Source organism: Marinobacter sp. 3-2, assembly GCF_003751355.1.
Lineage (GTDB): Bacteria > Pseudomonadota > Gammaproteobacteria > Pseudomonadales > Oleiphilaceae > Marinobacter > Marinobacter adhaerens.
The window spans coordinates 574,634-587,971 of sequence record NZ_RJUQ01000013.1 but is presented as its reverse complement, the minus strand read 5'-3'; the positions used below and the strand labels follow the sequence as shown (position 1 = coordinate 587,971).

Below are 13,338 nucleotides of genomic sequence, written 5' to 3'. Positions count from 1 at the left end.
ACTCCCCTTTAGACCAACGTACCCTTCAAACCCTTAATCTCGTGTTCAGAGGCAACGGATGCTGGCGCCCGGGGGCGCCAGCAGTCCGGGCTTATTGGTAGCCTTCCGGGAACGGGTCCGGTTCCATCAGTTCTTCGGTCTCGTAGACAACCTTGTACTGGCCGTCAGGTTGAGCCTGCCCGATGCGGGTCTTGGACCACAGGTGATGGTTTTCGTGGATGCGCACGTAACCTTCTGGCGCTTTCGTGAACTCGATGCCTGCAAACTCTTCACGGATCTTGTCGATGTCGAATGAGCCGGCTTTTTCAACCGCCGCTTTCCACAGCCATGGGCCGAGATAAGCCGCCTGGGTCACGTCACCGATGACCATGTCATCGCCGTAGGCTTCCTTGAAAGCCGCAACAAATTCCTTGTTGTTGGGGTTATCGAGGCTCTGGAAATACTTCATGGAGGCGTAGATGCCGTCCACGTTCTCACCGCCGATACCGCGGATCTCGTCCTCGGTCACGGAGATGGTCAGCAGAAGGGGCTTCTCATCGGTGAAATCGATACCGGCTGCTTTCATCTGCTTGTAGAAGGCCACGTTGGAGCCACCGACAACCGAGGCAAAGATCACGTCCGGCTTGCGCAGCTTGATCTTATTGATAACGGAGTTGAACTGGGTGTGGCCCAGTGGATAATACTCTTCGCCAGAGACCTTGAGGCCCAGCTTGTCCTCGATGTGCTTGCGGGCGATCTTGTTCGAAGTACGGGGCCAGATGTAGTCCGATCCAAGCAGATAGAAGCTCTTGGCACCCTTGGTTTCTGCGGCCCAGTCGATACTGGCAAGAATCTGCTGGGTCGCTTCCTGGCCGGTGTAGACCACGTTGGGTGACTGCTCCAGACCCTCGTAGAAGGTGGGGTAATAGAGCATGCCGTTGTATTGCTCGATAACCGGGAGAACGGCCTTGCGGGAAGCCGAGGTCCAGGCACCGAAGATCGCAGCAACGTTGTCCTGGCGCAGTAGCTTCCGGGATTTTTCAGCGAAGGTCGGCCAGTCACTGGCGCCGTCTTCCTGAACGAATTCAATCTGGCGGCCCAGGACACCACCGGAGGCGTTGATCTGGTCAATAGCCAGCTTTTCCGCCTGAACCGAGCCAATCTCACTGATCGCCATTGTGCCGGTGATGGAGTGCAGAATGCCCACCGTAACGGTGTCATCCGTCACCGCCAGACCGGTCGTGTTGACCTCTGCTGTGGCCGGCACTGCCGCCTGTGCGGATGTCGCAAGCATGACGGAAGCCGCCAGCGTCATCAGGCTCTTTTTCAGCCCCAGTCCCTTACCGAACGACCGCCCGCTGGCGGCTTGATCTGTCGTATCCATGGTGATTCCTCGCAGTTTTTGAAGTCCGGATCCGCGCTTCCCTTCGAAAGCACAGTGCCCACGAGAATCATTCTGCTCGGCACCCGTACAGGTGCCCATTCGGCAATCGCCCCAGCGCGCTACGTCATTTGACGCATTCCTGTAACCAACAGGACAGGCTAAAAACGCAGGCATGCAAAAGAAGAACATCCCTGCACCGGTCTATGGCACGGATATTGTTCCGGCTTTCTCATCCGGTGCATTTCAGCTTGAAGCTGCACTAACGCGGGGCACCCAGAAACCAAAGGCAAGGCAGTCATGGCGGCAAGACAGAATATTTTTCGGGTTCGGCGAAGCTACAACCAGTGGGTAGCCAACCAGACCCTGGAAGACTATGCGCTTCGCTTTACTGCCAAGAGTGCCAGGCGGTGGTCTGCGGCCCGGGTGAGCAACACCGCCCTGGGCGCGATTTCCTTCCTGGCACTTGAGGCCATTGGGGGCTCCATTACTCTCCATTACGGGTTCGACAATGCGGTTGCCGCCATCCTGGCCGTAAGCCTGGTGATTTTCCTCACCGCCATCCCGATCAGTTACTACGCGGCCCGTTACGGCGTCGACATTGACCTGCTGACTCGCGGTGCTGGTTTTGGCTATATAGGCTCCACCATCACCTCGCTGATCTACGCCTCGTTCACGTTTATCTTTTTCGCCATCGAAGCCGCCATCATGGCCATGGCACTGGAAATGCTGTTCGGGGTTCCCCTGGTTCTCGGCTATCTGATCTGTGCCGTGGTCATCATTCCACTGGTCATACATGGCATCACCACGATCAGCCGTTTCCAGGTCTGGACCCAGCCGGCTTTCATCCTTTTGCAGCTGATACCGTTTGTTTTTATTGTTTACGCCGATGCCTCGTCAGTCAGCGACTGGACACAGTTCGAGGGACTTAACCCGGTTGATTCCGGTGGCTTCAGCATCGTTATGTTCGGGGCTGCGGCGGCTGTGGTGTTCTCATTGATTGCCCAGATCGGCGAGCAGGTGGATTTCCTGCGCTTCATTCCAGAACCCCGCAATGCCCGGGAAAAGCGACGTTGGTGGGCCGCCGTTATGGCAGGCGGACCTGGCTGGATTGTGATCGGCATGTTGAAAATCCTGGCGGGCTCCTTTCTTGCGGTTCTTGCCCTGAAACAGGGCGTTACCGCCTCAGAGGCGGCTGATCCAACCCAGATGTATCTGATCGCCTTCAATTACATTACCCATTCGCCCGAGATCTCCCTGGCGATGGCGGGCATTTTCGTCATTCTTTGCCAGCTCAAGATCAACGTTACCAATGCCTATGCCGGCTCCATCGCCTGGTCCAACTTCTTCTCGCGACTCACCCACAGCCACCCCGGGCGAGTTGTCTGGCTGTTTTTCAACGTCGCCATTGCCCTTCTGGTGATGGAACTGGGTGTTTACCGGGCGCTGGAGGAAACCCTGGGTTTCTACGGCATCGTCGCCATTGCCTGGGTTGGTTCGCTGGTGGCGGATCTGGTGATCAACAAACCACTGGGGCTCAGTCCCGCACACATTGAGTTCAAACGTGCCCACCTGTATGACATCAACCCGGTCGGGGTTGGTGCCATGCTGACGGCCTCTATAGTAGGCATCATCTGCCACACCGGCATACTGGGCGTCTATCCGGAGGCTCTGTCCCATTTTATCGCCATGGGCGTTGCGCTGATCATGGCGCCTCTGATCGCCTGGAAAACCGGTGGCCGTTTCTACACAGCACGGCCATTCGTCCCCATCGCTACTGACCATCAGCTCGTGCAATGCACGATTTGTGAACATCACTTCGAGCCGGAAGATCTCACCCATTGTCCCGCGTATGACGGCACCATCTGTTCACTGTGCTGTTCGCTCGATGCCCGTTGCGCAGACGCCTGCAAACCGGGGGCGGGATATCAGGAACAGCTCAATCAGTTTCTCGGGAGCCTGATGCCAAAACCGGTGTTGGCCGGTCTGCGCTCAAGGCTCGGGCATTTTCTGAGCCTGCTGGTGCTCATCAACGGCCTTTCCGGCCTGCTGCTGTCCCTGATCTATTTCAAGACGCCGGTCGCTTCACCCGCTGAAGGCCTTCTTTTGTCGGTGACCCTGTGGAAAGTATTCTTCATTCTGGTGATCGTAACCGGCGTGATCTGCTGGCTGTTCGTGCTCGCCCATGAAAGCCGGGTAGTCGCCGAGGAAGAGTCCCGACGCCAGAACCGCCTCCTGATGGAAGAGATCGTCGCCCACGAACGGACCGACCAGGCTCTTCAGCAGGCAAAAGAACAGGCGGAGGCCGCCAACGGGGCGAAAAGTCGCTACTTGACGGGGATCAGTCACGAACTCCGTTCCCCGCTCAATGCCATCCTCGGCTATGCCCAGTTGATGGAAAACGACGAGACCATTCCCTCCCACCGCAAGGAAGCCCTCGGCGTCATTCGCCGCAGCGGTGAGTACCTCGCCGATCTGATAGAGGGGCTGTTGGATATTTCCAAGATCGAGGCTGGCCGCCTGGACCTGCACCGCGATCAGGTTCGAATAGAGCTGTTGATGGAGCAACTGGTGACCATGTTCCGCCTGCAGGCAGAAGATAAAGGCCTGGCCTTCGATTACCACTGCCCCAACCCGCTTCCGGAAATGGTCACCACCGACGAGAAGCGGCTGCGCCAGATTCTGATCAACCTTCTCTCCAACGCCATTAAATACACGGATCGGGGAGGCGTCTCCCTGACCCTGCGTTATCGAAGTCAGGTCGCCGAGTTCACCGTACGCGATACCGGGGAAGGCATAGCCCCTGAGAATGTGGAACGCATCTTCCGACCCTTCGAACGTATCCGGACACCGGGGCAAAGCCGGGCCGGCACAGGCCTGGGTCTAACCATTACCCGCCTGCTCACGGAAATCATGGGTGGGGATATCTCGCTGGAGAGCGTGCCGGGCCAGGGTAGTGTCTTCCGGGTCAGTCTGATGCTATCAAGCCTGCATTCGTCGACACCTCGCTCGATATCAATGCCGGCCAAGCGCATCTACGGTTACCACGGTTCGCGGCGAAAGGTACTGCTGGTGGATGACGATGTGTCCCACCGCCAGGTCATGCGGGCCATGCTCTCGCCCCTGGGCTTTGAAATCGTCGATCTTGGCAATGCTCTGCAGGTTTTGGCAACCGTTGAGGCGGAACGCCCTGACCTTGTGCTTCTCGACGTGTCCATGCCGGGCCAAAGCGGCTGGGAAGTCCTGGCAATGCTACGACAGCACAAGCACACCATGCCTGTCGTGATGGTCTCTGCCGACGCTAACGAGGGCCACCACGCCGCAGACTCACCGCGTCTGCACGATGGCTACATCATCAAACCGGTTCGGCTGAACCTGTTGCTCGACACCATTGCCAGCGTGCTGGATCTCAATTGGCGATTCGATAAGAGCCCGGATCCCATGGCGGCTATTCCAGCACCCGACCATGGCGTTTTGCCTTTACCCAAAATGGAGCAGCGCCTGGCTCTGGCCACTCTGGCCCGGATCGGACACCGGAAAGGCCTGCTTGAGGCATTGCATGACCTGAAACACAGCGGTGAGGCAGCCGAACCCTTTGCGATTGAGCTCACCAGACTCACCAACGATTTCCAGTTTGAGAAAATTCTTGAACTACTCGAGGTAGCCGAACATGAAGCTTCATAATGACCGGAAGACTGTCGTGATGGTCGTAGATGACGCAGTCGACTCCATTCGAATGATCAACGATGCCATGGAAGAGGCAGGTATGACGGTGCTCGTTGCGCTGGAAGGAAACCAGGCCCTTACGATCAGCCAGAATATCACCCCGGATGTGGTATTGATGGACGCTTTGATGCCCCATATGGACGGCTTCGAAACCTGTCGTCGATTGAAAGAGAACCCTGCGTTCGCCGATATTCCCATCATTTTCATGACCGGTCTGAGCGATACCGAACACGTTGTTATGGGGCTCAACGCCGGTGGCGTGGATTACGTGACCAAACCGATTAACACCACCGAACTCCTGGCCAGAATGGATGTACACCTGACGAATGCCCGCATGACCCGCAGTGCTCGTAGCGCCCTGGATACGGCCGGTCAGAACCTGTTTGCGGTGGATCGCGAGGCAAATTTGCTCTGGGGCACGCCACAGGTTTGCCAGTACCTGCCCGACGCAGCACACCCCGAATTCCCCGAGGTACGCGCCAGACTGGAGGAATGGCTGGGCCATCGTCCCGAGCCGGGCCACAGCATGCCAGTCGAAATCATGGGCATCGACAGGACGGTAGAGTTTCTTGCCCTTGTGGATAACCGGGAATACCTGCTGCGGCTGAAAACACCACAGAACCAGAACAGCGCAACAGCAGCCTTGCGGCAACGGTTCGAACTGACACTGAGAGAATCCGACGTGTTACTCTGGATCGCCAACGGCAAGACCAACCGGGAGATAGGCCAGATCCTGGATATGAGTCCCCGAACCGTTAACAAACACCTGGAGCAGGTATTCCGGAAACTGGGCGTAGAGAACCGGACGGCGGCCGCAGCCAGTGCAATCCGCTTGCTGGCAATCCAGTAATGGCCTCGGGCACTTTTGCTCATAGCGTCTGTCCATCGGGGTACTGTGAACCTGAAAGCGAGAAGCGTGATGAGAAAGACTGCCACATTTTTATCAGTGCTGGTTCTGATGGGCCTGTCAGGGCTTTCGTTGGCACAGACACCATCCCCGCTCACACCTTTCTCGGAAATGCAGTCCCTGAATGATGGCTGGGAGCCTCTGGAATTCCCCAAGATAGATCAGCTCAGCCGCTATGAACTGACAACCGAAGACGGTCAGCAGGTCGTGCGGGCGACCACGGACGGCGGTGCGTCAGGACTGATCGCACGGGTCAGGCTGGAGCCAACCGATTCGCTGATTCTGCAATGGCGCTGGAAGGTCTCGAATGTCTTCGAAAACGGGGATGCCCGGGAAAAGTCCGGGGACGATTACCCGGCCAGAATCTATGTGGCGTTCGAGTTCCAGCCCGAGAAGGCGGGGTTTTTCGAGCGCGCCAAACGCAAGACCGTCGAGGTGTTATTCGGTGAGTCCCTGCCGGGCAATGCCCTCAACTACATCTGGGCCAATACTCTCCCGAAGGGCGAGATTGTGCCCAACCCCTACACCGAGAAAACCATGATGATTGCCGTTAATTCCGGATCAGAACAGGTCGGCGAATGGGTCACGGTGGAACGGGATATCATGGCCGACTATCGGGAAGCGTTTGGCGAGGAACCGCCACCGGTGGTGGGTATTGCCATCATGTCAGATTCGGACAACACCGGTGAGAAGGCCACGGCCTGGTATGGTGACATCCTTCTGAACCCGGGTTCCTGAGCACCGAACACGACTAACGGTATTGCTCGGGAAATCCGGGGATCACAAAGCTTTCTCCAAGCTTTCGTATCGGCGGCACTTCACCCTTTTCAGCCAGACGGATGTAGGCATCATCGAACTCTTCCCGCAGGATGGCTGCCCGGGGATTGGCCAGCGAGAACAGCCAGGTCAGATTCCTCAAACGGATCGCCGATTCACGGATTTTCTCGTCTTTAGGCATGGTCAGGGTTTCCACAACCGGATCCCGATGACCAAACAGGTAATGGCCGCGGCCAAGCTTGAGCATTTCCAGAGCAGCCCGATAGTTTGGAGCCTGGGTGACGTCAATCGAACCTTCCGCCTCCAGCCAGTACAAGAGCCCTCCATAGGTGTACCCGCCTATCGTGATGACGGTCTTGCCCTGCAGTTGATCAAAATGTGTAAGTGGTTCGGTTCCCTCCAGATACCAGGCGCTGAGCTGGGTCGCTAGGGGAGTGACCCAGGTCTCCAGAACTTCACCGTTAAGGGCGGGAACATTGGCCGAACCTGGCCAAACGTCAATTTTACCGTTGCGCAGATACAGGTATACCCGGCTGATGGGCAAGAAGAGAAATTCCGGTTCGTAACCTGCTTCCACAGCGATCTTCCGGGTAAGCTCGATAAAGCTGCCAGCAGCGCTGCCATCGCTGGCCTGATAGGTAATTGGGGGAAACTCCACATAGGCAATGCGCAGAGTCTTGTTTACGGATTCCGACGCGGCAAGGGAGGCGGAAGTAAATAATAGACCTACCAGCAATATCCAAAGCCGGACAACGATCAAATGCATGGCTTCAGAGAGTCGGGAAGAATGGACCGGGCAGTTTCTGGGCATGGAATCCGTATTGTTCGGGTCTGTTTTGCCAAAGATTAACAGACCCGGGAAGATCTGCACTGACACCGCCCGCAAAAATCTGAACAGAATGTCAAATATGGTTAATAACCATGTACAGACCGACACCGCCCATGACCAGCATGTAGGGAAACGCCATCACCACCATCTTGCCGTAGGACAGCCGAACCAGCGGCGCTATAGCAGACGTCAGCAAAAACAGGAAAGCCGCCTGGCCATTCGGTGTGGCAACGCTGGGAAGGTTGGTTCCGGTGTTGATGGCAACCGCCAACTTCTGGAAATGCTCGTAGCTGATGGCCCCTGCATCCAGAGCCTGTTTGACTTCACTGATATACACAGTCGCTACGAAGACGTTATCGCTGATCATTGAAAGCACGCCGTTGGCAATGAAGAACATGCCAGGCTGACGGGCTTCAGGAAGCGACAGCACGTAATCAATAATCGGCTTGAACAGGTGCTGTTCGTGGATCACCGCAACCACCGCGAAAAACACCACCAGCAGCGAGGTAAACGGCAGGGATTCCTGGAAGGCCTTACCAATTTGATGCTCGTCGGTAACGCCGGTAAAGGAGGTAATCAGGATGATGACCAGCAGGCCAATCAGGCCGACCTCGGCGAGATGGAAAGCCAGGCCTACCACCAGGATCGCGGCGGCAACGGCCTGTACCCAGAGCGCAGCCTGATCAGCCTTGGTACGCTTGGTCCGCTCGTTCTCCGCAAACTCTTCCAGCACCTGACGCACAGGCTTGGGCAAGCGCCCGCCGTAGCCGAACCAACGCAGCTTCTCCAGGGCCCAGCAGGTAAATAATCCAGCCGCCAATACCGGCAAACTCACTGGCGCCATATGCAGGAAGAAACCGGCAAAGTCCCAACCCACGACTTTGGCAATCAACAGATTCTGGGGCTCACCCACCATGGTGGCAACGCCGCCCAAGGCGGTACCGATAGCACCATGCATCAACAGGCTCCGCAAGAACGCCCGGAAATTTTCCAGATCTTCACGGTGCAGCTCGATTACCTCGTCGTCGCTGCCGGCGTTGTGATCCTTGTGCTGGTAACCCTTGCCGGAGGCCACCTTGTGGTAAACCGCGTAAAACCCGACCGCCACGCTGATAATTACCGCGGTAACCGTCAGGGCATCGAGGAAGGCCGAAAGCAGTGCTGCTGCGCTACAGAACAGCAACGATAACGCCGACTTGGAACGCACACCCACCAGAATCTGGGTGAACGTCACCAGCAGCAGTTCCTTCATGAAGTAGATGCCCGCCACCATGAACATCAGTAGCAATATCACCGGGAAGTTGGTGAGCACTTCCAGATACACTGCATCCGGCGTGGTCAGGCCAATCAGCAATGCCTCTACCGCCAGCAGGCCACCCGGCAGAAGCGGGTAACATTTCAGGGCCATGGCAAGAGTAAAAATAAACTCTGCGATCAGAAGCCAGCCGGCTGTTCCGGGCCCCAACGTCCACATGACAATCGGGTTGGCGATGAGAAACAGCAGGATGACCTGCTTGTACCAGACGGGCGCCTTGCCAAGGAAGTTGTGGGTAAAGCCGGAGATAACGGTATTGGGCATTACGGAAATCTTCTGAGAAAACGGGTTATTGGTATTGTGTGCCAGCAGGCCCGCATCTTCCTTGATATTTGCGTACCGGGGTATGGGCCAAAGGTACAAAATGAAGACCGATTTTGGTCTTACTAACAAGCAAATGGGGAATGGGCGCTGATCAACACAGATATCGTCGTAGTAGTACTTGATCAACAAAGATGTAGCGCGCGTATTTTAACCGATTTATGTGGCTGTGAGGTCGCTTTGTGAAAAAAATACACAATTGTTCTGGGAGAACGGCGCTGATGGGGTCTGTTGAGAAAATTTGTCGGAGTCGGCGCGTCCCTGCGCCGGGAGGATAATGTAATCAGAACCGGTAAGTAACGGAACCGGTCACTTCACGCCGCGTGCCGCACGTACCAGAACTGTCAAAAGCCGTTGCTACATACTGTTCGTCCAGCAGGTTCTGGGCATGCAGCCCCAGCGACACCTGGCCAATGTCGTAGGTAATCGCAGCATCCACCAGGGTGACATCCGGCACTTTGAGGACCGAATTATCCGCGTTGAATGCCGCTCCGAAACTCTCGCCGAGATAACGCACGCCGGCACCCAGCACCAGGCCATGCAGCATGCCACCCCGGAAGCTGTATTTTCCCCACAAGGCTGCTTCATGTTCCGGTGTGTATTCCAGCGGCTCGCCCTCTTCCACCGGGTTGCTGGCTTTGGTGATCTCGGCATCGGTATAGCTGTAGCTGGCGATCACATCCAGCGTCTGGAACAGACGGGTGCGGGCTTCCATCTCAAGGCCCTGTGAGTTGGCCTCGCCCTTCTGCTCATTGGCGAAGGTCGATGGGTTGGTGGTCAGGTAGTCTTCCCGGGTCAGGTCGAACCAGGCCAGTGTCACCAGCGTGTCCGTATTGGGCTGGTATTTTACGCCCACCTCGTATTGGTGTGCGGTTTCGGGCTCGAACGGGTTGCCGGCCGCATCGGTACCTGTGGTGGGGAGAAACGACTCCATGTAGCTCACATAAGGGGCAAAGCCATTCGCGAACTGGTAACTGGCGCCGACACGACCAGTGAAGGCCTCGTCTACCCGGCTAGCTGTGGCGCCGGTGAGAGTATTGATTGTCTCGGAACGGGCCACGTCATACCGGCCGCCAAGGGTAACCGTCCAACGATCTACCCGGATCTGATCCTGGAGGTAAATGCCGGTCTGTTTGAGTTGTCCGTCCTCGTCTTTAAACAATGGGGCATCAGGGACAGGCGCCCCATAGACAGGATCATAGATGTCCAGGTTACTGGCGGCCCCAAAGAACTGCCGGGATGACACATCGATATCCTGATGGTCGAGGCCGACCAAAACGGTATGTTCTGCCGAGCCCGTCTGGGCAGTCAACTGCAGCTGGTTATCCATGGCCAGTCCGTCAATGCGACCGAAACTGTCGAAGCGTGACCGGGTAATGGTTCTCTGATCCGCCAGCAAGCCGGTGGTGTAGATGGTCTGGTCGTCAACATCGTTACGGTAGTCCCGGACATTCTGACGCAGAACTATCTGGTCATTGATGCGGTGCTCAAACTCGTAGCCGATGGCACTCTCGCGACGCTCATAGGCATCGTACCCTGGCTCGCCGGTAAACCGGTTGGCAGGAATCGGGCCATTCGGATTTGGCTCCAACGTGCCCTGCAACGGGTAACGTTGAGATGGCTGGGTATCGTCGTACTGCCAGTGCGCCAATACCGTCAGTCGGGTGTCGTCCGTGGGCTGCCAGGTCAGGCTGGGGGCCAGGTACTTTCGGTCGTCGTTGACGAAATCCACCTGGGTTTCGCTGTCGCGAACCAGGCCTACCAGGCGAACCGCGAGGGTATCACTGTCATTCACCGCCCCACTGATATCAAACTGACCCTGGACCAGATCGTTGGTACCAGACTCAACGCGCACTTCTCTGCGGGTATCGAAAGTAGGACGCTTGGACACATAGTTCACCAACCCACCCGGACCGGCTTGTCCGTACAGAACGGAAGAAGGCCCCTTGAGCACATCAATGCGCTCGGCGCCATAGGGCTCCAGGCTGTAACCAGCGGCAAAGCCGGGGTTCGCCAGTTTCAGGTTGTCACGAAACAAGCCACTGGTGGCCACATCGAAGCCGCGTATTCTCAGAAACGTGGTGCGCGGCTCGAAACCAAAGGTCTCGCCTCGGGCGCCGGCTGTATAACGCAGAACTTCGCCCAGGTTGGCCGCGTTCTGGTCCTCGATCTGATCCGCTGTGACTGTGGAAATGGACTGGGGCGTTTCAACCACGTTGGTGGTTGTTTTCGTGCCGGTAACGGTCGCCTCTGCGGTGTAGCCATCACTCGGTGCGGTGCCGCTCGGTTCGGCGGCATCTGCCGATACTTCAATGGCATCCAGCTCGGTAATATTCGCTTCCTGCGCATACAGTATCGGGCTTGCCAGAACCCCGGCTATGGCCACGGCCAGGCCGGACGGGAGTATGTACTGGCGATTATCACGTAACGAATTCATTGATCAGCTCCAAACAACGCGCTTTACAAGTTTAAGTGTAATGCGAATTATTGTCGTTTAGATCCGAGCTTTGGTATTCCAGAAGCCAAAAAACCTGTGCGCAATGCTATTTCTTGTGATTGGCCGCCCGTTGTCGGGGAGAAAAGCCGAACTCTCGGCGAAACGCCGTCGAAAAATTGGTCGCGTGGGTGTAACCCACCCTGTTCGCGCTCTGTTCAACACTGAAGCCTTGCTCCAGATAATGTTTTGCCAACCGAAGTCGGCATTTTCTGAGATAGTCGAACACCGGCACGCCGTACATCGCCCGGAATTTCGCTCGCAAGCCGCTTGGGCTCATGGCAGCCATCTGTGCGAGGTCCTTTAGAGTGTGGTCATGGTCCGGGGTGAACTCCAGATGCTGCCTTACGAGCTCAAGTCGCTGACGTTGCTGGACCGGAACCACCGGAACATCCGGGGATTCATGCTCGTCGCCTACCAGACCCAGTCCGGCAAGCTGCAGCGCGAGGCCCTCCAAAACCAGGTTTTTCTGGGCGACGGTCATCGTGAGGCGTGCATGGGTCCGCAGCAACTCCTCGAACGGGTGGGGCAGACTCCATTGGCGCAGGGGAACCCGGGGAAGAATGGTCAGGTCTTGTAAGCTGGAGGAGACGTGGCCCAATGTTGCGCCCCGTGGATCGAAAGCGAGTGCCACAATTTGCAGATGCTCTTGCTCAGGCTGGTGCGCCCGTAACGGATAGTCCGGGTGCAGCTGCATGCTGACAGCATTACCCGGTGACAAAACGTGTTCGACCGACCCGAGGGTAAGCTCAACGGTGCCATCCAGAACGACCAGCACAAGCAACGGCGCATGACCAGAAGAGACTGATTCATACGCCTGGAGCACCTGAAGCGAAGAAAACGTAAACCGAAAACCCGAAGGCAGGCTGTACTCGGCAATCTCACCCCGGGCAACAATACGGTCATCACTTCCGGTGTCGCCCTGGATGGCCGGAAACCGAAATTCTATGTCGTAAAGCTGCCCGAAACGTTCGAAATCTGCCTGACTGAATGTGTGCAACCTGCCCACTCCACGCCTATCCAACCTGGTCTGCTAACTATGTCTCTGTTGTCCGGTTACGAGGTCAATGGAGCGTCCGTATCATAGTTGCCCGTCTTGGTGGAACGAAAGGTAAGGAAGGCCAGTTCAGGTAGTCAGCAAAAAAGTCTGCGTGCCGTGAAGGATCTATAAGCACAGAAACGCAGTCGTGGATATCACAGCAACCGTCGATGGGGGCGGCATGGTCCGGGTGCTGAAGGCTCTCCAGTGCCCGGAGAATCACCGCGTCCATACCGGCCCGCTCACCGCGATCGGAAAGGGCCCGGGAGACCAGTATGGCTGAGAGAGTCAGTTCGATGTGCATACAGGATTCATCCCGCGGCCCGTGCAGGCAAGCAAGATCGAAGGCGCTGCCAGCCAGCGAGATAACATCCCGCCACTGCCCCTGCTCACTGCAGTCGTGGGCATTCTCCATCCAGAACAGCCAGAGGTCTTTGCGTTCTTCCAGCGGCAGGTCCGCGAACTGTTGGCGGTGATTGGGACACAGGAATTCCATCACGTTCTCCTTGTTTATTCACGATAATGATAATAATTATCATTATCGCAAAATACAAGAAAACGTTTATTCTG

At 56.7% G+C, this 13,338-nt stretch carries 9 protein-coding genes; 3 read left to right on the top strand and 6 right to left on the bottom strand.

Going from position 1 to position 13,338, the window contains the following annotated elements; translation table 11 throughout:
* Window positions 1-91: 91 nt before the first annotated feature.
* On the bottom strand, window positions 92-1,363 hold the full coding sequence (urtA, locus tag EDB94_RS10035; RefSeq protein WP_108018267.1) for an urea ABC transporter substrate-binding protein: 1,272 nt from the start codon (window positions 1,361-1,363) through the stop codon (window positions 92-94).
* 297 nt (window positions 1,364-1,660) lie between these two features.
* Between urtA and EDB94_RS10030 the strand changes: the two genes are divergently transcribed.
* The 3 genes from EDB94_RS10030 (at window position 1,661) to EDB94_RS10020 (ending at window position 6,731) form a co-directional block, all read left to right on the top strand.
* Window positions 1,661-5,044, top strand: coding sequence for an ATP-binding protein (locus tag EDB94_RS10030; protein WP_108018266.1), 3,384 nt, complete (start codon window positions 1,661-1,663; stop codon window positions 5,042-5,044).
* Window positions 5,031-5,936, top strand: a complete 906-nt coding sequence (locus tag EDB94_RS10025; RefSeq protein WP_053113353.1) for a DNA-binding response regulator — start codon at window positions 5,031-5,033, stop codon at window positions 5,934-5,936. The genes EDB94_RS10030 and EDB94_RS10025 overlap by 14 nt, the downstream gene beginning before the upstream one ends.
* Window positions 5,937-6,044: 108 nt before the next feature.
* On the top strand, window positions 6,045-6,731 hold the full coding sequence (locus EDB94_RS10020) for a DUF3047 domain-containing protein (protein ID WP_181259039.1): 687 nt from the start codon (window positions 6,045-6,047) through the stop codon (window positions 6,729-6,731).
* A gap of 13 nt (window positions 6,732-6,744) precedes the next feature.
* Here EDB94_RS10020 and EDB94_RS10015 read toward each other — a convergent pair whose 3' ends face one another.
* From EDB94_RS10015 to EDB94_RS09995, 5 genes are all read right to left on the bottom strand, one after another.
* The gene (locus EDB94_RS10015; protein ID WP_260312551.1) at window positions 6,745-7,581 is read right to left on the bottom strand and encodes an ABC transporter substrate-binding protein; all 837 of its coding nucleotides are present in this window, start codon (window positions 7,579-7,581) and stop codon (window positions 6,745-6,747) included.
* Window positions 7,582-7,672: 91 nt separating this feature from the next.
* The gene (gene nhaB, locus EDB94_RS10010; protein WP_092030666.1) at window positions 7,673-9,178 is read right to left on the bottom strand and encodes a sodium/proton antiporter NhaB; all 1,506 of its coding nucleotides are present in this window, start codon (window positions 9,176-9,178) and stop codon (window positions 7,673-7,675) included.
* A 340-nt stretch (window positions 9,179-9,518) separates the two neighbouring features.
* Window positions 9,519-11,672 (bottom strand): TonB-dependent siderophore receptor, encoded by a 2,154-nt coding sequence (locus EDB94_RS10005; protein ID WP_108018265.1) that lies wholly within the window; start codon window positions 11,670-11,672, stop codon window positions 9,519-9,521.
* Window positions 11,673-11,778: 106 nt separating this feature from the next.
* Window positions 11,779-12,738: an AraC family transcriptional regulator gene (locus EDB94_RS10000; RefSeq protein WP_108018264.1), complete on the bottom strand. Its 960-nt coding sequence runs from the start codon at window positions 12,736-12,738 to the stop codon at window positions 11,779-11,781.
* Window positions 12,739-12,793: 55 nt separating this feature from the next.
* Complete coding sequence (locus tag EDB94_RS09995) at window positions 12,794-13,264, bottom strand: hypothetical protein (protein WP_108018263.1); 471 nt, start codon at window positions 13,262-13,264, stop codon at window positions 12,794-12,796.
* Window positions 13,265-13,338: the final 74 nt, after the last annotated feature.